The 18,294-nt window shown below is 71.5% G+C and carries 17 protein-coding genes and 1 tRNA gene; 10 read left to right on the forward strand and 8 right to left on the reverse strand.

What is annotated here, in order from left to right; genetic code table 11:
* Nucleotides 1–87: 87 nt before the first annotated feature.
* The 4 genes from K7C20_RS15550 to K7C20_RS15565 all read left to right on the forward strand — a co-directional run bounded on the left by K7C20_RS15550 (nt 88) and on the right by K7C20_RS15565 (nt 3,365).
* Nucleotides 88–1,347 (forward strand): glycosyltransferase, encoded by a 1,260-nt coding sequence (locus K7C20_RS15550; protein ID WP_053209348.1) that lies wholly within the window; start codon nt 88–90, stop codon nt 1,345–1,347.
* A gap of 161 nt (nt 1,348–1,508) precedes the next feature.
* Entirely contained in the window at nt 1,509–2,030 is a 522-nt protein-coding gene (locus K7C20_RS15555) for a M23 family metallopeptidase (RefSeq protein ID WP_246655304.1), read from the forward strand.
* Between the two features lie 64 nt (nt 2,031–2,094).
* Nucleotides 2,095–2,526 carry a helix-turn-helix domain-containing protein gene (locus K7C20_RS15560; RefSeq protein ID WP_030082657.1) on the forward strand — a complete coding sequence of 144 codons (432 nt, stop codon included), beginning with the start codon at nt 2,095–2,097 and terminating at the stop codon, nt 2,524–2,526.
* Complete coding sequence (locus tag K7C20_RS15565) at nt 2,523–3,365, forward strand: alpha/beta fold hydrolase (RefSeq protein ID WP_030082660.1); 843 nt, start codon at nt 2,523–2,525, stop codon at nt 3,363–3,365. Before K7C20_RS15560 ends, K7C20_RS15565 begins: the two co-directional genes overlap by 4 nt.
* Before the next feature lie 313 nt (nt 3,366–3,678).
* Here K7C20_RS15565 and K7C20_RS15570 read toward each other — a convergent pair.
* The 7 genes from K7C20_RS15570 to galU all read right to left on the reverse strand — a co-directional run bounded on the left by K7C20_RS15570 (nt 3,679) and on the right by galU (nt 8,917).
* Nucleotides 3,679–3,751 (reverse strand) — tRNA-Ala (locus K7C20_RS15570).
* Nucleotides 3,752–3,826: 75 nt separating this feature from the next.
* Complete coding sequence (gene sepX, locus K7C20_RS15575; protein WP_222892612.1) at nt 3,827–4,870, reverse strand: divisome protein SepX/GlpR; 1,044 nt, start codon at nt 4,868–4,870, stop codon at nt 3,827–3,829.
* Nucleotides 4,871–5,021: 151 nt separating this feature from the next.
* Nucleotides 5,022–5,654, reverse strand: coding sequence for a GNAT family N-acetyltransferase (locus K7C20_RS15580; protein WP_209443844.1), 633 nt, complete (start codon nt 5,652–5,654; stop codon nt 5,022–5,024).
* Nucleotides 5,651–6,154, reverse strand: a complete 504-nt coding sequence (locus tag K7C20_RS15585; protein ID WP_030082668.1) for a MogA/MoaB family molybdenum cofactor biosynthesis protein — start codon at nt 6,152–6,154, stop codon at nt 5,651–5,653. The genes K7C20_RS15580 and K7C20_RS15585 overlap by 4 nt, the downstream gene beginning before the upstream one ends.
* Nucleotides 6,151–6,633 carry a cyclic pyranopterin monophosphate synthase MoaC gene (moaC, locus tag K7C20_RS15590; RefSeq protein ID WP_030082670.1) on the reverse strand — a complete coding sequence of 161 codons (483 nt, stop codon included), beginning with the start codon at nt 6,631–6,633 and terminating at the stop codon, nt 6,151–6,153. The genes K7C20_RS15585 and moaC overlap by 4 nt, the downstream gene beginning before the upstream one ends.
* 60 nt (nt 6,634–6,693) lie before the next feature.
* Nucleotides 6,694–8,010 (reverse strand): molybdotransferase-like divisome protein Glp, encoded by a 1,317-nt coding sequence (gene glp, locus K7C20_RS15595; RefSeq protein WP_030082672.1) that lies wholly within the window; start codon nt 8,008–8,010, stop codon nt 6,694–6,696.
* A 4-nt stretch (nt 8,011–8,014) separates the two neighbouring features.
* Nucleotides 8,015–8,917 carry a UTP--glucose-1-phosphate uridylyltransferase GalU gene (gene galU / locus K7C20_RS15600; protein WP_030082674.1) on the reverse strand — a complete coding sequence of 301 codons (903 nt, stop codon included), beginning with the start codon at nt 8,915–8,917 and terminating at the stop codon, nt 8,015–8,017.
* A 111-nt stretch (nt 8,918–9,028) separates the two neighbouring features.
* Here galU and K7C20_RS15605 point away from each other — a divergent pair, with 111 nt between their 5' ends.
* A complete protein-coding gene (locus K7C20_RS15605; RefSeq protein ID WP_107083320.1) occupies nt 9,029–9,637 on the forward strand; it encodes a 5-formyltetrahydrofolate cyclo-ligase in 609 nt (202 codons plus the stop codon).
* Between the two features lie 131 nt (nt 9,638–9,768).
* Here the strand turns inward: K7C20_RS15605 and K7C20_RS15610 are convergent, their stop codons facing one another.
* Nucleotides 9,769–12,483, reverse strand: coding sequence for a penicillin acylase family protein (locus K7C20_RS15610; RefSeq protein WP_053208499.1), 2,715 nt, complete (start codon nt 12,481–12,483; stop codon nt 9,769–9,771).
* Between the two features lie 182 nt (nt 12,484–12,665).
* On the opposite strand from K7C20_RS15610, the gene K7C20_RS15615 reads away from it, so the two are divergent.
* The 5 genes from K7C20_RS15615 (at nt 12,666) to mscL (ending at nt 18,260) form a co-directional block, all read left to right on the forward strand.
* Nucleotides 12,666–14,186, forward strand: a complete 1,521-nt coding sequence (locus K7C20_RS15615; protein WP_078952825.1) for a potassium/proton antiporter — start codon at nt 12,666–12,668, stop codon at nt 14,184–14,186.
* A gap of 320 nt (nt 14,187–14,506) precedes the next feature.
* Nucleotides 14,507–15,808, forward strand: coding sequence for an MFS transporter (locus K7C20_RS15620; RefSeq protein ID WP_053208501.1), 1,302 nt, complete (start codon nt 14,507–14,509; stop codon nt 15,806–15,808).
* A 112-nt stretch (nt 15,809–15,920) separates the two neighbouring features.
* Nucleotides 15,921–16,259 (forward strand): FmdB family zinc ribbon protein, encoded by a 339-nt coding sequence (locus K7C20_RS15625; protein ID WP_030082693.1) that lies wholly within the window; start codon nt 15,921–15,923, stop codon nt 16,257–16,259.
* Between the two features lie 115 nt (nt 16,260–16,374).
* The gene (locus K7C20_RS15630; RefSeq protein ID WP_030082695.1) at nt 16,375–17,208 is read left to right on the forward strand and encodes an S-methyl-5'-thioadenosine phosphorylase; all 834 of its coding nucleotides are present in this window, start codon (nt 16,375–16,377) and stop codon (nt 17,206–17,208) included.
* Between the two features lie 548 nt (nt 17,209–17,756).
* Nucleotides 17,757–18,260 (forward strand): large conductance mechanosensitive channel protein MscL, encoded by a 504-nt coding sequence (mscL, locus tag K7C20_RS15635; protein WP_030082697.1) that lies wholly within the window; start codon nt 17,757–17,759, stop codon nt 18,258–18,260.
* Nucleotides 18,261–18,294: the final 34 nt, after the last annotated feature.

Below are 18,294 nucleotides of genomic sequence, written 5' to 3' on the forward strand. Positions count from 1 at the left end.
ATGCCCACCGCCGAACGCGCGTCCCCCTCCCCTCCCCTCCCTGGCCGCCCTCCCCTGCCCCGAAGCGAAGCGAAAGCGGACCGCCCCATGACGAAGATCCTGATCACCGCCGCCGGTTCGTACGGCGATGTCGCCCCCTACACCGGCCTGGGCGCCCGGCTCCGCGACGCCGGCCACGAGGTCGCGCTCGCCACGCACGACACCTACGCCCCCCTCGTCCAGGCCGCCGGCCTGGAGTTCCGCCGGCTGCCGGCCGACCCCCGCACCCGCCGCCCCGGCCAGGCACGGCCCGCCGCCCCCGGCAGCAAACGCGCCCTCATGCGCCAGGCCGCCGCCTTCGTCAAGGAACTGGGCGGCGGGATCGCCGACGCGGCCCACGAGGACACCGGCCTCCTCCTGCTCTCCGCCACCACCGCACCACTCGGCCATCACCTCGCCGAGGCGCTGGACATCCCGTCCCTGGACCTGCCCCTCGTACCCGGCGCCCCCACCGGCGACTTCGCCCCGGTCGTCAGCGGCGGCCGCTCGCTGGGCCGTTGGGGCAACCGCGCCGCCGGCCGCCTCTCGCTCCGCATCATCGACCGCCTCTACGCGGACGCGACCCGCGACCTCCGGTCCCGCCTCGGTCTGCCGCCCGCCACTCCCCGTACGGTCCGCCGCCGCACCGAAGCCGCCGGCCGGCCGGTCCTGCACGGCTTCAGCGAGGTCCTGGTGCCCCGCCCCGCGGACTGGCGTACCGGCCTGGACGTCGTCGGAAACTGGTGGCCCTGGCACGCCCCGGACACCCAACTCCCGCACACCGTCGAGGACTTCCTCTCCGCGGGCCCACCCCCGGTCTTCCTCGGCTTCGGCAGCATGGCGGGCGGCGACGGCGAGCGCCTGAGCACCCTCGCGGCAGCCGCCCTGCGCCGCGCCGAGGTCCGCGGCATCCTCCAGTCCGGCTGGGCGGGCCTGACCACCCGGCACACACCCGAGCACGCCGACCTCCTCACCATCGGCGACGTCCCGCACGCCCTCCTCTTCCCCCGGATGTCCGCAGTGGTGCACCACTGCGGCGCCGGCACCACCGCCGCGGGTCTGCGCGCGGGCGTCCCCACCGTCCCGGTCCCGGTCACCGCCGACCAGCCCTTCTGGGCCGCCCGCCTGGCCTCCCTGGGCGCGGCCACCGCCCCGGTCCCCTTCGCCGACCTGTCCGCCGACAACGCCGTCGCCCGCCTGGCCGACGCCGTCACCCAGGCCGTCACCTCCCCCGCCCGCCGTGACCACGCCACCGAGGCCGCCCGCCGTCTCGCCGCCGAGGACGGCGCCGACGAGGTCATCAAGGCGGTCGCGCGGCTGGGGGTCTGACCCCCTCACCCATCCGGACGCCCGGAGCGGCCAGGCCCCTCCTCCGCGCCAACCTCCACCCGTTCGGCGGCCCGTGGCCCCGCCCCGGGATGCGACCACCCGTCACAAGGCGTGGGCTCACCACTATGACCACATTCCGCAAACGCCCCCCGCTTCGCAGAATGCTGCTCCACGCCATAGCCACGGCGGCCGTGGGCTCCGTCCTCACACTGACGGCCTCCCAGGTGGCCCACGCCGCCCCCGCCGCCCCCGCCGGCACCTGGACCCACCCCACGACCACCCACCACCGCATCAGCGCCCCCTACGGCATCCGCGGCACCTGGCACGCCGGCCACCACACCGGCATCGACCTCGCCGTCCGCCCCGGCACCCGGGTCAGATCCGTGGGATCGGGCACCGTCGTCCTCGCCAGGAGATCAGGCGCCTACGGGAAAGCCGTGACGATCCGGATGAAGGACGGCCGCTACACCCTCTTCGGCCACCTCTCCCGCATCACCGTCCGCCCCGGCCAGAAGGTCCACGCCCGCACCCGCCTCGGCTACAGCGGCGCGACCGGCCGCGCCACCGGCCCCCACCTCCACTTCGAGGTGCGCAAGAGCCGCCGCTACGGCACGGACATCAACCCCCTCGCCTACCTGGCCAAACACGGCGTCCGCCTCACCTCACGCACCTTCACCCGCTAACCCTCCCTAACCTTCCTCAACCTTCCCTATCCAATCCCCCCATAGGGAAGGTTAGAGTAGTCTCGTGAACGAACGCTTCTACTCCGTGGAACAAGTCGCCGAGCGCCTGGGGCTGCACGTCCGCACCATCCGCAGCTACGTGCGGGACGGGCGGCTCCCCGCGGTCCGCATCGGCAAGCAGTACCGGATCGCGCACGAGGACCTGGAAGCGTTCACCGGGCGTCCGGTGCCCGCGCCCCCGAGCGAGACGGCAGGGCAACAGCGGCACACCGAGGTGTCGAGCATCGTGGAGATCGACGCGATCAGCGCCGAGACGGCCGACCGTGTGACCACCCTCCTGATGGGCGCGGCAGCCAACCGTCGCCCGGAGGACGAGCCACTGCGGGTCGAGACGGCCTACGACGCGGAACGGGCCCGGATGAAGATCATTGTCCTGGGCGGCCTGGGCGTCACCGCCCGGCTGTTCGACTACATCGAGGGGGTGCTCTCATCGTGAGCACGATCTACAAGTCCGAGGCCGGCGCGCGCGAGATCCAGCGGCGTTACCGGGAGATGCTGCGCAGCTGGCCGGTCCCCGCCGAGCATGTCCGGATCCCGACCCGCGAGGGCGAGACCTTCGCCGTCGTCTCCGGCCCCGAAGACGCACCGCCCGTGCTGCTGCTGCACGGCTCGGGGGCGAACGCGACGATGTGGCAGGACGACATCGCCTCCTGGGCACGGCATTTCCGCACCTACGCCCTCGACGTCATCGGCGAGCCCGGCCTGAGCGCGCCGTCCCGCCCGCCCTTGGCCTCCGACGCCCATGCGCGGTGGCTGGACGAGGTACTGGACGGCCTCGGGATCACCGGCGCCTCGGTCGTCGGGACCTCCCTCGGCGGCTGGCTGGCGCTGGACTACGCCACCCGCCGGCCGGAGCGGGTGACCCGCCTGGCCCTGCTGTGCCCCGGCGGCGTCGGAAGGCAGAAGGTGGGCTGGCTGTTCAAGGCCCTGCTCCTGCGCCCCTTCGGACGCCGGGGGGCACTTCGCTCGACGCGAGCCGTGACCGGCCTGGACACACCCCAGACCGGGCCCGTCCTCGACCACGTGATGCTGACCTTCTCGCACTTCAAGCCGCGCACGGAACGGCTGCCCGTATTCCCCGACAGCGCACTGCGCCGCCTGACCATGCCCGTACTGGTGATAGCCGGCGCCCGCGACGCGCTGTTCGACTCCGGGGGCACCGCCCGGCGCGTACGGCAGTGCGTCCCCCACGCAACCGTGAACCTCCTGCCCGAGACCGGCCACGCAATCCTCGGTCAGACCGATTCCGTCCTGGCCTTCCTGCGCGACGCATAACCGGCAGGCGCCGCCTCCCGACAGCGACGGCATACCTGCCCCCGAATCCGCCCGGCGCCGCCCGACAGCGCCACGCGGCAACCAGCACCCCCAGGTAGCGAATTGGCCGGCCCCGGCCACCCACGGAGGCCGGCCATCCTGCTCACGCAACCGGATGACGGCCGATCAGCACGCCCGTCACCGCGGCCCGCCCCCTCCACCACCCCGGACAGACGCGAACGCCCCCGGAAACGACAAAGATCCCGCCCGATCATCTCGATCGGCGGGATCCCGTCCACCACTCCCAAGCTGACTCGGGAACGGTTTTTGTCTGTGGACCTGAGGGGATTCGAACCCCTGACCCCCTCGTTGCGAACGAGGTGCGCTACCAGCTGCGCCACAGGCCCTTGCGACGAGTGAAACTCTAGCATCTCGGTCGCGGTGCTCGGAAATCGCTTCCGGTGCTGGTCAGCGGAGGGCCGTCACTCGTTCGCCGCGCGCGGCCGGTCCTCGTTCTCGTACTGGTCGAAGAGCGGGGTGCGGCCGCGGGTGCGGCGGCCGGGGTGGGTGGGGCGGTCCTGTTGGGGGTCGGGCTGGGGGTGGTCGGGGGCGGCGCTGGAGCGGGCGGAGCTCCAGGCGTCCTCGGCGTCCAGGTCGACGTGGCTGGTGGCGCGGGGGGCGACCGGGGCAGTGACGTATGTGGGCAGGGGGACCGGGACCGGCTCCCAGCTGCCGGCGGCGGGCCGCGGGCGTTCGCGTTCGCGCTGCTGGTCGACCCACTCGGCGTGGTCGGTTTCCTCGACCAGGGCCCGGCGTCCCGCGGTGTGGGCGGGGGTGGCGGGACGGGGCGGTTCCGGGGCGGCGTCGGCCGGGGGGTCAACGCGGGCGGCGGCCGGGTGCTCGTCGGCAGGCGGCTGGTCGGCCGCCTGCTGAGGGCGGGACCTGCCTTCCCGCAGCCGCTGCGCTGCCGCCTCCGCCTTGCGCCGGTCCATGGTGAAGGTGAAGCGCCGCCGCTCCTGGGCGCGCAGGTAAATGATGTACGCGGTCAGGAGGAGGGCGGGGAGGGCGGGGGCCCAGAGGAAGGGGAGGCCGCCGACCGCGGCGACGATGGCGCCGGCGGTGAAGGTGAGGAACAGGATGGTGGTGGTGCGCCGGCGCCGGGCGAGGACCTTGGCGCGCTTGGTCCGCTCGGCGGCGGAGGGGCGCGGCGGGGCGGCCTGCACACGGGTGTGGGGAGCGTCGGGCGCTTCCGCCGGAGCGGGGTCGCCGAAGGCCCGGGCGGCGGCCTCGTCGGCCGTGGCGTCCGGGTCCACGTCGTCGCCCGCATCGTCGGCGGGGTACTCCCCGTGCGCCTTGTCGTAACGCCGCTGCATGGCCGCCCGTCCGGACAGCAGCCGGATGGCGGTGCTGAAGCGCTCGGTCGGACGGGCCTCGTTGAGCTCGTCCTGCCTACGGAGCCACATCGGCACCAAGTAGGCGGCCCAGGCCCCGACGATGACTGCGTAGATGAGGCCGCTGCTTCTCACGACTCACACGGTAGAGGGGTTTGCAGGGGGCCATCCGCCAATTGAGCCGGTGTGTCGCACGATCTGGCTGATATCTCGAACTTTTTTGTGATGGTAGAGATCAGCGCCTCCACCAATCCGGTCAATCAGGGAATGCATTCGAACGTTTATTTTATTTGTGGGATGCGCCGGGGGTACTGGGCTTCTCCCTGCGCCAGCGGTTGAGCAGGCCTTCGGGCAGTTCTTCGGCGGTCAGGGCGAAAACCAAGTGGTCGCGCCAGGCGCCGTCGATGTGGAGGTAGCGCGGGCGGATGCCCTCTTCGCGAAAACCGAGTTTTTCGACGACCCGGCGGCTGGGGACGTTCTCCGGGCGAATGCAGACCTCGATGCGGTGCAGTCCCACGGACCGGAAGCAGTGGTCGACGGCGAGCGCCACGGCCGTCGGGATGACACCGCGGCCGGCGACTTCCTGGTCGACCCAGTAGCCGACGTGGCCGGAGCACATGGAGCCCCAGGTGATGCCCGCGACCGTCAGCTGGCCCACCAACTGGCCCCGGTACTCGACGACGAACGGCAGCATCCGGCCGGCGTGTGCCTCGGCACGGAGATGGCGGACCATCTGACGGTACGTGGGGCGGTGCGGCGGTGCGAGGCCGGGCGGGGGCGGCGGGATGGTCGCTTCCCAGGGGCGCAGCCAGTCGCGGTTACGGCGGTTGACGTCGCGCCAGGCCCGTTGGTCGCGCAGCTTTATCGGACGGAGGGTCACCGCTCCGTCCGTGAGGACCACCGGCCAGGGCGCGTTCAGCTCGGGCTCCCGGACGGTCTGGGGTGGTCGCCGCCGCGGATCTGGTCGACGGCGTGCGGCAGGAGGTCCGTCAGGACGGCGAGGCCGTCGCGGACCCCGCCGGAGGAGCCGGGGAGGTTGACGATCAGGGTCGTACCGGCGACGCCCGCCAGCCCCCGGGAGAGCGCGGCGGTGGGGACCTTCGCACGGCCGGCGGCGCGGATCGCCTCGGGGATGCCGGGGATCTCGTAGTCCAGGACCCCGCGGGTGGCCTCGGGGGTGCGGTCGGTGGGCGTCAGGCCCGTACCGCCGGTGGTGAGGATGACGGCGTACCGGGCGGAGGCGACGGCTTCGCGGAGGGCGGCCGCCACCGGGTCGCCGTCGGGCACCACCTGCGGGCCGTCGACCTCGAAGCCCATGGCGGCCAGGCCCTCGGCGAGCAGCGGGCCGCTCTTGTCGGCGTAGACGCCGGCCGCGGCGCGGTGCGAGGCGGTGACGACCAGGGCGCGGTCGTGGCTCATGACCGGCTCCAGTCGCCGGACTTGCCGCCGGTCTTCTCCTCCACGCGGATGTCGGAGATCACCGCGGCCTTGTCGACGGCCTTGATCATGTCGACGACCGTGAGGGCGGCGACCGAGACGGCGGTCAGCGCCTCCATCTCGACGCCGGTGCGGTCCGTGGTCTTGACCGTGGCCGTGATCTCGACGGCGTCGTCGGTGAGGGAGAGGTCCACCTTGACGCCGGAGACGGCCAGCGGGTGGCAGAGCGGGATCAGCTCGGGAGTGCGCTTGGCGCCCATGATGCCGGCGATCCGGGCGGTGGCCAGGGCGTCGCCCTTGGGCATGCCCTCACCCCGCAGCAGCTCGATGACCTGCGAAGAGACCAGGACGCGGCCGCGGGCGCTGGCCGTGCGGGCGGTGACATCCTTCTCGGAGACGTCGACCATCCGCGCCGCGCCCGCCGCGTCGAGGTGGGTGAGGTGTTGCTGGCCGCTGCTCATCGTTCTCCCGGTACCAAACTGCCGCCTGTGGGACGACACCGTACCCCCGGCGGCAGCGGGCTACCCGAGCAGGACGACGTCCACGTCCGCGCCCGCGGCGACCTCCGTGGTCTCCTCGGGGACGATGATCAGCGCGTTGGCGTGCGCCATGGCCTTGATCAGGTGGGAGCCGGCGCCGCCGACGGGGGTGACCGTGCCGGCGTCGGCGTCGTAGGAACCGCGCAGGAACTGACGCTTCCCCTTGGGTGAGGAGGCGAGGGCGTCGGTGCAGCGGGCGGGGGTGACCGCGCGGTGCACCTCGGGCAGGCCCATCAGGGCGCGGATGGCGGGGCGGACGAACAGCTCGAAGGAGACGTACGAGCTGACGGGGTTGCCGGGCAGCGCGAGCAGCGGGATGCGGTCGGGGCCGATGAGGCCGAAGCCCTGGGGTTTGCCGGGCTGCATGGCGAGCCTGCGGAACTCGACCGTGCCGTCCTCCGCGGACAGGGCGGTCAGGGTCTCCTTGACCACGTCGTACGCGCCGACGCTGACCCCGCCGCTGGTGACAAGGATGTCGGCCCGGATGAGCTGGTCCTCCAGGGTGGAGCGGAGGGTCTCGGCGTCGTCGGCGACGGCACCTACGCGATAGGGGATGGCGCCGGCGGCGCGGGCGGCGGCGGTGAGCTGGAAGCTGTTGGAGTCGTGGATCTGGCCGGGGCCCAACGCCTCGCCGGGCTGGACGAGTTCGCTGCCGGTCGACATCACCACGACGCGGGGGCGGGGGCGCACCTTGACCGTGCCGCGGCCGATGGCGGCGAGCAGACCGATCTGGGAGGGGCCGAGCACCGTGCCCGCCGACAGGGCCGGCTCGCCTTCGGTGACGTCGCTGCCGCGGGCGCGGATGTGGGCGCCGGCGGCAGCCGGGCGGTGGACGCGGACCTCACCGGCGGCGTCCTGGGGGGCGGCGCTGTGGGCGCGCATCGCGGCGGCCGGTCCCTCGCCCGTGCCGCCGTCGGTCCATTCGACGGGGACGACGGCCTCGGCGCCGGGCGGCAGCGGGGCGCCGGTCATGATCCGGGCGGCCTGGCCGGGGCCGACCTCCGGCAGCTCGCCGCTGCCCGCCGCGACATCGCCGATGACGGTGAGGGCGACCGGTGCCTGCTCCGTGGCGCCCTCGACGTCGGCGGAGCGGACCGCGTAGCCGTCCATGGAGCTGTTGTCGAAGGGCGGCAGGGCGACGGGGGCCGTGATGTCCTCGACCAGGACGCAGCCCTGGGCTTCGAGGATCTGCAACTCGATCGGGTCCAGCGGGGCGATCTTCGACAGGACGTCTTCGAGATGCTCGGCCACCGACCAGACGCGGTCCTGGTGGCGGGTCTGGCCGGTGGTGCCGTTCAACGTCTTACATCTCCTCGGTGACGTAACTGCGCAGCCAGGTCCGGAAGTCCGGGCCCAGGTCTTCACGTTCGCATGCCAGTCTGACAATGGCACGCAGATAGTCGCCGCGGTCGCCGGTGTCATAACGGCGGCCCTTGAAGACCACACCGTGCACCGGTCCGCCGAGGGCGGGGTCGGCGGCCAGCGCCTGGAGGGCGTCGGTGAGCTGGATCTCGCCGCCGCGGCCGGGGGCGGTCTTGCGCAGCACCTCGAAGACGGCCGGGTCGAGGACGTAGCGGCCGATGATGGCGAGGTTGCTGGGGGCCTCGGCCGGGTCGGGCTTCTCGACCAGGTCGGAGACGACCACGACATCGTCGTCGCCGGTGGGGGCGGCGGCCGCGCAGCCGTAGAGGTGGATCTGCGCCGGGTCGACCTCCATGAGGGCGATGACGGAGCCGCCGTACTGCTCCTGTATCTCGACCATGCGCGCCAGCAGCGGGTCACGGGGGTCGATCAGGTCGTCGCCGAGGAGGACCGCGAAGGGCTGGTCGCCCACGTGCGGTGCGGCACACAGCACGGCGTGGCCCAGACCCCTGGGGTCGCCCTGCCGTACGTAGTGCATGGTCGCCAGGTCGCTGGACTCCTGCACCTTGGCGAGCCGGGACTCGTCGCCCTTGCGGTGCAGGGCCTCTTCGAGTTCGTAATTACGGTCGAAGTGGTCCTCGAGCGGGCGCTTGTTGCGGCCGGTCACCATCAGAACGTCGGAGAGTCCGGCGGCGGCCGCCTCCTCCACCACGTACTGGATGGCGGGCTTGTCGACGACCGGGAGCATCTCCTTGGGCGTGGCCTTCGTGGCGGGGAGAAACCTGGTGCCGAGGCCGGCTGCGGGAATGACAGCCTTGCTGATCCGTGCGTGCGATGGGGTCATGCGCGACACCATAACCGGCCCTATCGGAACGATGATGAGGGTCTGGTGAATAGAGCATGAGAGCGGGAGCAAGGGCGCACAGTGAGCATTGATCACGATAGAAAGCGCAGGTTGCGGCGACATCTCCTGGAGGTGAGGAGAGCGTTGCCGCCGGATGTCGTCGCCGTGACGGGCGAGGCGCTGGCCCGACGGACGCTGGAGCTGGACGAGTTGGCCGCGCCGGTCTCCCCGCGGCCCGGCACCCCGCCGGTTGTGGCCGCCTATGTCTCGATAGGCGGCGAGCCCTCCACCCGCGCCCTGCTGGACCGGCTGCGGGCGGCCGGGGTGCGGGTGCTGCTGCCCGTCCTGCTGGCGGACAACGACCTGGACTGGGCGCTCTACGAGGGCGCCGAGCGGCTCGTACGGGCCGGCCGCGGGCTGCTGGAGCCGGACGGGCCCCGGCTGGGCCCGGAGGCCGTCACACAAGCGGATGTGGTGCTGCTGCCGGGGCTCGCGGTGGACCACGGCGGGCTGCGGCTGGGCCGCGGCGGCGGCTCCTACGACCGGGTGCTGGCGCGGCTGGAACGGGCCGGCGCGCGGACGTCGCTGGTGGTGCTGCTCTACGACGCGGAGGTGCTGGCCGAGGTGCCGGCCGAGGTACACGACCGGCATGTGCATGCCGCGGTGACCCCCTCGGCAGTGCACCGGTTCACGGCGCCGGGGGCCCGTACGGAGGACTGAAGCGGGCCGTATACGGGCGGGCCGGGAGCCGCGGCCGGAGCGGGGTCCAAAACGCGTCGGGCGGGCCGGAAATCTCCGGCCCGCCCGACGGCGCAGCGATCAGCACGTGACGGCAGGAGCGCCGCCCGCCCCTACGGCGACAGGGTCAGCGTGTCCTTGCCCGCCTTCTTGACGGCGTCCTGGCTGTACGCCCAGGGCAGCAGCTCGCCCTTGGCCCACTTGTCCGTCTGGTCGTAGTAGTGCGCGTCGTAGGCGTGCCCGGAGGCGCCGGTGAGGTTGATCCAGCGGGACTTGTCGAGGTCGGCGAGGTTGACCACCATCCGCATCGACGGGACCCAGGTGACCTTGTAGCCGCCGGCGGCGTTCCAGCCGGTGGCGTCGACCGCGGCCTCGCCGCCGCCGACGTTCCAGGGGCCGCGGTTGAACAGGCCCTGGAGGAAGCCGGGGCCGTCGGTGCCCAGGGTCTGGTTCTTCAGGAACATCTGGTGCAGCCGGCCCCAGCTCCAGTTGTCGATGTTCTTGCCCAGCTTGGAGGTCAGCTCGAAGCGCGCGTCCTTCATGGCGTGTGCCAGGAGCTGGTCGCGGTTCTTGTCACCGGGGCGGTTGGGCCGGTCCTCGGTCTTCCACCAGGCGTTGTCCGGGTGGTCCAGGATGCCGCGGACGACCTCGTACCAGCGGTCGCCGCCGTCGGGCTGGGCGGAGTCACCGTCCCGCTCGCCGCATTCGCGGATGTACTTGTCGCTCTCGTCGGCGGGGCCGGTCTCGTCCGCCGGGCGGACGGTCAGGCACTGCCCGTCGGGGCGCAGCTCCTTGGGCATCTTGTTGCCGAAGGCGAGCTTGAGGGTGTTGCGCCAGACGGCGTTGAAGTAGGCGGCCGCGGCGGAGTCGGGCTCCTGGCTGAAGTCCCAGCCCTCCAGCAGCTGCTGGGCGTCGCGGACGTACTTGTCCTTGATGTCGACCTTCGTCAGGTAGGGCGTCAGCAGCCGGGCGATCTCGCTGCTGTTGTCCTTCTGGAAGGCCTGCATGTCGTCGGTGGAGACCTTGCCGCCGTCCTTGATCTTCGACTCGATCAGGTCGTTGATCCGCTGGCTGCGGGAGCCGTAGCCCCAGTCCTTGGTGAGGAGGTAGGGGTACTTCTCGTCGGTGACGGCCTGGTTGGCGGTGACGATGTAGCCGCGCTGGGGGTTGTACTCGTACGGCAGGGACTTCTGCGGGAGGTAGCCGGTCCACTGGTACTTCGGGTCCCAGCCGGGCGCCGGGTAGGTGCCGTCGAAGTGGCCGTCGCCCTTGCCGCGGACCGGGATCTGGCCCGGGGCCTGGTAGCCGATGTTGCCCTTGGTGTCGGCGTAGACCAGGTTCTGGGAGGGGACCTCGAAGTGCCCGGCGGCCTTGCGGAAGCCGTTCCAGTCCTTGGCGCGGTTGAGTTCGAAGACGCCGTCCATGGACTTGCCGGGGTTCAGCGCGGTCCAGCGCAGCGAAACGGCGTAGCCGTCGCCGCGGTCCGGTGCGGCGTTGCCGACCGGGGCGTCCTTGCCGACATTGGCCAGTTCGCCGTCGCGGTCGGAGACGATCGGCCCGTTCTTGGTGGACCGGACGGTGATCTCGTGGCTCTCGCCGTCGGCGACCTTGATGGTCTCCTTGCGGGTTATGAAGGGCTGCTGCTTGTTGTCGTAGAGGTAGCCGTCGGCATTGACCTTCTCCAGGTAGAGGTCGGTGACGTCGGCACCCAGGTTGGTCATGCCCCAGGAGATGTCCTGGTTGTGGCCGATGACGACGCCGGGCATACCGGAGAAGGTGAAGCCGGAGACGTCGTAGTTGCACTTGGGGCCGGTGGTACGGCAGTGCAGGCCCATCTGGTACCAGAGCGAGGGCATCTGCGGTGCCAGGTGCGGGTCGTTGGCGAGCAGCGGCTTGCCGGTGGTGGTGTGCGCACCGGAGACGACCCAGGAGTTCGAGCCGATGCCGTTGCCGTTGGGGCCGAGCAGCGCCGGGACCTTGTCGAGGGTCTTGGACAGCGAGGACAGCTGCGACTGGACGCCCGTGGTGGCGCCGGCGGGGGTGCTGTTCGCCGAACCCTTGGGCGAGAACTTCTTGGTGGCGGGGTCGACCGCGCCGCCCTCGACGATCGGCTTGTTCCGCTTGTACGGATATGCCGGGTAGAGCTCGGCGATCCGCTCCGGGGTGAAGCGGCTGGTCATCAGGGAACGGTCGATCTCCTCCTGCATGTTGCCGCGGAGGTCCCAGGCCATCGCCTTGAGCCAGGCCACCGAGTCGACCGGCGTCCACTTCTCGGGCTTGTAGTCGTTCTCGAGGTCCAGCGCCGCGTACTCCAGGGACGCCGCCGAGCCCTCGTGGTCCTTGAGGTAGGCGTTGACGCCCGCCGAGTAGGACTGGAGGTACTTCTTGGTGCTGGGCGACAGCTTGGTGTCGTACTCCTTCTGCGCCACGTGGCGCCAGCCGAGGGTGCGCAGGAACGAGTCGGTCTTGACCTGGCCCTTGCCGAACATCTCCGAGAGCCGGCCGGCGGTCATGTGGCGCCGGACGTCCATCTCCCAGAAGCGGTCCTGGGCCTGGACGTATCCCTGGGCGCGGAAGAGGTCTTCGTCGCTGTCGGCGTAGATCTGCGGAATGCCGTTGGCGTCGCGCGTGACGTCCACCGGGTTGGTCAGGCCCGGGAGTTTGAGCGAGCCGGTGGTCTGCGGGAACGAGGCGCGGACGGTACTGACACCCCAGAACGCGCCGAAGCCGATGCCCGCCACGAGCAGCAGCACGACCGTGATCGCGACGAGGCGGCCGCGCCGCCCCTTCTTTTTCCTGGGGACTGGGCCGGACTTGTTGGCGGGCATCTCTGTCCTTCGAGGGGCAGGGTGGGAGTGCTGGAGCAACCATAGGCGCACGGGTTCGGCGACCCCTACGCGGAGTCACCACCAGCACCTTCAACCTTCAAGCAATGGTAAATTGTTAGTCTCAGTAACTAGATACGGTAAGGAAAGACCACTCCGGAACCCGTGCGAGGAAGGACCAGCTCCTGTCTGTCGACCACCTCAACGAACTCCTGCTGCTCTGCTCGCTCGTACTGCTCATCGCGGTTGCCGCGGTACGGCTCTCCTCGCGCAGCGGGCTCCCCAGCCTGCTCATCTACCTGGGGATAGGCATCGCCATAGGGCAGGACGGCCTGGGCGGTGTCGTCTTCGACAACGCCGAGCTGACCCAACTCCTCGGCTATACCGCGCTGGTCGTGATCCTCGCCGAGGGCGGACTCGGCACCAAGTGGAAAGAGATCAAACCGGCGCTGCCCAGGGCGGTGGCACTGTCGACGGTCGGCGTCGCGGTGAGCGTGGGGGTCACCGCGGCCGGAGCGCACTATCTGGCCGGGCTCGACTGGCGCCAGGCGCTGCTGATCGGCGCCGTGGTGTCCTCCACGGATGCCGCGGCCGTCTTCTCCGTGCTGCGCAGCGTGCCGCTGCCGGCCCGCCTGACCGGTGTACTGGAAGCCGAATCCGGCTTCAACGACGCCCCCGTGGTCATCCTCGTCGTCGCCTTCTCCACCGCGGGACCGGTCGAACACTGGTACGCCCTGCTCGGTGAGATCACCCTGGAGCTGGCGATCGGCGCCGCCATCGGACTGGCCTTCGGCTGGCTCGGCGCGTATGGCCTGCGGCATGTGGCGCTGCCGGCGTCCGGCCTGTACCCGATCGCCGTCATGGCCATCGCGGTCTCCGCCTACGCGGCCGGTGCGCTGGCGCACGGCTCGGGCTTCCTCGCCGTCTATCTGGCCGCGATGGTGCTCGGCAACGCCAAGCTGCCGCACTCACCGGCCACCCGCGGCTTCGCCGAAGGCCTCGGCTGGATCGGCCAGATCGGCATGTTCGTACTGCTCGGCCTGCTGGTCACCCCGCACAACCTGCTCGACGACTTCGTGCCCGCGCTGCTGATCGGCATGATCCTGACACTGGTGGCCAGGCCGACGTCCGTCTTCGTGGCGCTGCTGCCGTTCCGGGTGCCCTGGCGGGAGAAGACCCTGCTGTCGTGGGCCGGGCTGCGCGGCGCGGTACCGATTGTGCTGGCCACGATCCCGATGGTGGGCGATGTCCCCGGCAGCGACCGCGTATTCAACATCGTCTTCGTCCTGGTCGTCGTCTACACCCTGATCCAGGGGCCGACGCTGCCGTGGCTCGCCAGGCGGCTGCGGCTGGGCGAGGACGAGGAGGCAGCCGACCTGGGCATCGAGTCCGCTCCCCTGGAGCGGCTGCGCGGCCATCTGCTGTCCACGTCCATCGGCCCCTCGTCCCGTATGCACGGCGTCGAGGTCGGCGAGCTACGGATGCCCGCGGGCGCCGCGGTCACCCTCATCGTCCGGGACGGCTCCAGCTTCGTGCCGTCGCCCTCGACGGTGCTGCGGCGCGGTGACGAACTGCTGGTGGTCGCCACCGACCCGGTGCGCGACGCGGCCGAACGGCGGCTCCAGGCCGTCTCGCAGGGCGGCAAGCTGGCCGGCTGGCTGGGCACGGACGGCTCCTCGGGGCGGCGCAGGCACGGCCCCCGCTGACGTCCGGCGGAACCGGCGTAGAGCCGGAAATGTGGTGCAGATCTCCACGGATACCAAGGAAAATGTGCGTGGAGCCCTGGCTAATCCCAGGGCTTCGCGCACAGCGGCCTGTAGTATGAAGACGCAACATCGACGAACCAACTCTGCCTGATGCAGAGCTGGCGCGACCGCTCGGCGGCCGCGGTCCCCTGCCACACGCAGCCACCCTCCCGGTGCGGACCACGCGGTATCACTCGGTCCTGCGCGAGAGGACAGCTCTCGGCGCGTACCCGTGACGACCTCGCGGGTGGCGCGCTACCAGGCGGCAGAAAGGCCCGGCCGTGGCATCCGCGGTCAAGGACTCCCGTACCGGTTACGGCTCACTGCTCCGCACCCCTGGTGCATGGACATTCCTGCTGCCCGGCTTTCTGGCCCGGCAGCCCTTCGCCATGCTGACGATCGGCATCGTGCTGCTCGTCGAATCCACCACCGGCTCGTACGGCACCGCAGGCGCGGTGTCCGCCGCCACCGGTGTCTCGATGGCCCTGTTCGCCCCGCAGGGCGGCAAGCTCGCCGACCGCTTCGGCCAGCGCGCGGTGCTGATCCCCGGCGTACTGGTGCACGTCGCCGGCGTCTGTGCACTGATCACCCTCGCTCTCACCCACGCGCCCCTGTGGGCGCTGTTCGCGGTGGCCGTCCCCACGGGCGCCTCGACCCCTCAGGTCGGCCCGATGGTGCGGGCCCGCTGGGCCTCCCGGCTCGGCGGCAGCCCGCTGATGCCGACGGCCGCCGCCTTCGAGTCGGTGACCGACGAGTTCACCTTCGTCGTCGGCCCGGTGCTGGCGACAGCGCTGTGCACCGGCATCCACCCGGCGGCCGGACTGGTCGCCGAGGCCGCGCTGACGCTGGCCGGCGGGCTGCTGTTCGCCTCCCAGCGGCGCAGCCAGCCGCCGGTGCACCGGCACCGGGCCGGCGACCGGCCGCGCGTCTCGGCGGTGTCGGTGCCCGGCGTACGCGTCCTGATCGTGGCGTTCCTCGGCATCGGCGCCGTCTTCGGCGGTATGCAGGTCTCGCTGACCGCGTTCACCCAGCACATCGGGCAGCCCGGCATCAACGGCGTGCTCTACGGGATCTTCGCGGGCGGCAACATGCTCGCCGGTATCGCGTGCGGCCTCATCGCCTGGAAGGTCGGCCCGCGGCGCCGGCTGCTGGTCGCCTACGGGCTGCTGGCGCTGGCGACCACCCCGTTGTGGGCGGTCACCGCGGTGCCGCTGCTCGGCGCGGTCGGACTGGTCGTCGGCCTGTGCATCGCCCCGGCCCTGATCACCGGCTACACCCTCGTGGAGTCGCTGGTGCCGGCCGCCGCCCGCACCGAGGCCTTCACCTGGCTGACCGGCGCGGTCGCGCTGGGCCAGGCGGCCGCGGCCACCTCGGCCGGCCAGCTCGCCGACCGCTTCGGGCCGAGCACCGGGTTCCTGGTGCCGCTGGCCGGTACGGCGCTGGCCCTGACGGTGCTGCTGGCGCTCCGCGCCCACCTGCTGCCGCGCTCCTCGACGAGGACCGCCGCGGGCCCCGCGCACAGCACGGATGCCCAGGTCCCGGCCGTTTCCGACGACCGCGAGCGGGAGCTGGCGCGCACCTGACGGGACGTGGAGTCGGTCACCGTGGGCCGGTCACGGTGGACTGTCGGCCGGGAATACTGCAAGATGGAGCGTCGTTAGCACTCATCGAGTGAGAGTGCCAGGAGGAAGACAAGTGCCGACCTACCAGTACCAGTGCACCGCGTGTGGCGAGGGCCTCGAGGCGGTGCAGAAGTTCACCGACGATGCGCTCACGGAGTGCCCCGCCTGCGACGGACGCCTCAAGAAGGTGTTCTCCGCGGTCGGCATCGTCTTCAAGGGATCCGGCTTCTACCGCAACGACAGCCGCGGCTCGTCGTCGAGCAGCAGTCCCGCGAAGAACCCCTCCGCGGCGGGCAGCACGTCCTCCTCGGACACGTCGGGCTCCTCGTCCGGCAGCTCGGACACCAAGTCCTCGGCCCCGGCCGCCTCGTCGTCCTCCGGCAGCTCCTCGGGCACCAGCTCCGCGGCCTGACCCACAGCTCTTCGGACCCCGCCGTCACCGACGGCGGGGTCCGCTGTCTTACGGCTTCCTTTCGCCTCCGCCACCCGCCCGCCCCGGGCCGCCGCGCCCCGATAGTGTGACCGGCATGGCTGACGCGGAGATTGGCGTTATCGGCGGATCGGGGTTCTACTCCTTCCTCGACGACGTGACCGAGATCACGGTGGACACCCCCTACGGAAGCCCCAGCGACTCGCTGTTCCTGGGACAGATCGCCGGCCGCCAGGTGGCGTTCCTGCCCCGGCACGGCCGCGGCCACCACCTCCCGCCGCACCGCATCAACTACCGCGCCAACCTGTGGGCGCTGCGCTCGCTCGGGGTGCGCCAGGTCCTCGCCCCGTGCGCGGTCGGCGGCCTGCGGGCCGAATACGGCCCCGGCACGCTCCTGGTCCCCGACCAGCTCGTCGACCGCACCAAGGCCCGCCCCCAGACCTACTTCGACGGCGAACCGCTCCCCGACGGGAAGACCCCCAACGTCGTCCACCTGACCTTCGCCGACCCGTACTGCCCCACCGGACGGCAGGCCGCCCTCACGGCCGCCCGTGGCCGGGACTGGGAGCCGGTCGACGGCGGCACCCTCGTCGTGATCGAAGGCCCCCGCTTCTCGACCCGCGCCGAGTCGCGCTGGCACGCCGCACAGGGCTGGTCGGTGGTCGGTATGACCGGCCACCCCGAAGCCGTGCTGGCCCGCGAACTGAGCCTGTGCTACACGTCATTGGCGCTGGTCACCGACCTGGACGCGGGCACCGAGACCGGCGACGGCGTCTCCCACGAGGAAGTCTTCAGGGTCTTCGCCGAGAACGTCGGCCGACTGCGCGAGGTCCTGTTCGACGCGGTCTCCGGCCTCCCTGACAACGCCGCCCGCAACTGCCTGTGCACCGAGGTGCACACCGGCTGGGACCTGGGCATCGACCTGCCGTAGCGCCCCGGACGCCGCGACGGACGGCCCGGCCTCCCTCTCCCGGGTGGCCGGGTTGTCCCCAGGGGCGGGGTCGTCCACAGCCCGGAGCGGGCCGGTGCGGATTCCGGCACGGTGGTGATCGCCGGTTCGTCCGAACCCCTCACCACAGGCGGTGCCCACCATGCCCCGTGCCTCTTCCCCGCCCCCTCACCACACCGACCCCGCCTTCCTCTCCCCGCCGCTCCCTGCTCCCCCGCCCTGTGAAGTGCCGCACTTCCCTCCCGTACGGGCCGGTGGCGGCCGGCGCCGGGGAGGACGGAGTGCGCAGCGGCGGCTGCTGGCCGCGGGACTGGCGACGGCCGCCGCAGTACTGGCCGGCGGAGCGTCGTACGGTGCCGTACGAGCCGCACCCGCCCCCGGCTGTCCGTCGGCTGCGGCGGCGGGAGGGCGGTGACCGGTGCCCCGAGATCAAGTGGTCGACGACTGGACACCTCCGCCCCGCCCTGCCGTAAGTTGCGGTGCTGAGTGTTTGTGCACCATCCGTAGTGAGCGTGGAAAGAGGCTGTCAGGTGAGCGAGAGCAAGGGCGTCCTTCAGGGGTTCAAGGAATTCCTGATGCGCGGCAACGTCATCGAACTCGCGGTCGCGGTCGTGGTCGGTGCTGCCTTCACGAACATCGTGAACGCCGTGGTCAAGGGCGTGATCAACCCGATCATCGGCGCCCTGGGCTCGCAGAACCTCGACAACTACAAGGCCTGCCTGACCGTCTGCCACACGGACAAGAAGACGGGCGAATTCACCGACGGCATCTACATCCTGTGGGGCTCGGTGCTCAGCGCCGCCCTGACGTTCCTGATCACCGCCGCGGTCGTGTACTTCCTCATGATCCTTCCGATCACCAAGTGGAAGGAGCGCCAGGCAGCCAAGAGGGGAGCCGACGACATCCCCGTGAACCCGACCGAGGTCGAGCTGCTCATCGAGATCCGCGATGCGCTGCTCGCGCAGCGCACCGGCCCGCCGTCCGACCCGTCCGCCACCGCGGGGATCATCGGCGCGCAGAAGACCCAGCAGTAGCGGGCGCCCAGGGCGGCCGGCACACGCCGCCCCC

Source organism: Streptomyces decoyicus (assembly GCF_019880305.1).
Classification (GTDB): Bacteria; Actinomycetota; Actinomycetes; order Streptomycetales; family Streptomycetaceae; genus Streptomyces; species Streptomyces decoyicus.

Bases quoted from the DNA above. Each gene is read 5' to 3' on its own strand.
- K7C20_RS15550 (WP_053209348.1), top strand. From the start codon at position 88: ATGACGAAGATCCTGATCACCGCCGCCGGTTCGTACGGCGATGTCGCC.
- K7C20_RS15555 (WP_246655304.1), top strand. From the start codon at position 1,509: ATGCTGCTCCACGCCATAGCCACGGCGGCCGTGGGCTCCGTCCTCACA.
- K7C20_RS15585 (WP_030082668.1), bottom strand. From the start codon at position 6,154: ATGAGCCACGACCGCGCCCTGGTCGTCACCGCCTCGCACCGCGCCGCG.
- moaC (WP_030082670.1), bottom strand. From the start codon at position 6,633: ATGAGCAGCGGCCAGCAACACCTCACCCACCTCGACGCGGCGGGCGCG.
- galU (WP_030082674.1), bottom strand. From the start codon at position 8,917: ATGACCCCATCGCACGCACGGATCAGCAAGGCTGTCATTCCCGCAGCC.
- K7C20_RS15610 (WP_053208499.1), bottom strand. From the start codon at position 12,483: ATGCCCGCCAACAAGTCCGGCCCAGTCCCCAGGAAAAAGAAGGGGCGG.
- K7C20_RS15630 (WP_030082695.1), top strand. From the start codon at position 16,375: ATGGCTGACGCGGAGATTGGCGTTATCGGCGGATCGGGGTTCTACTCC.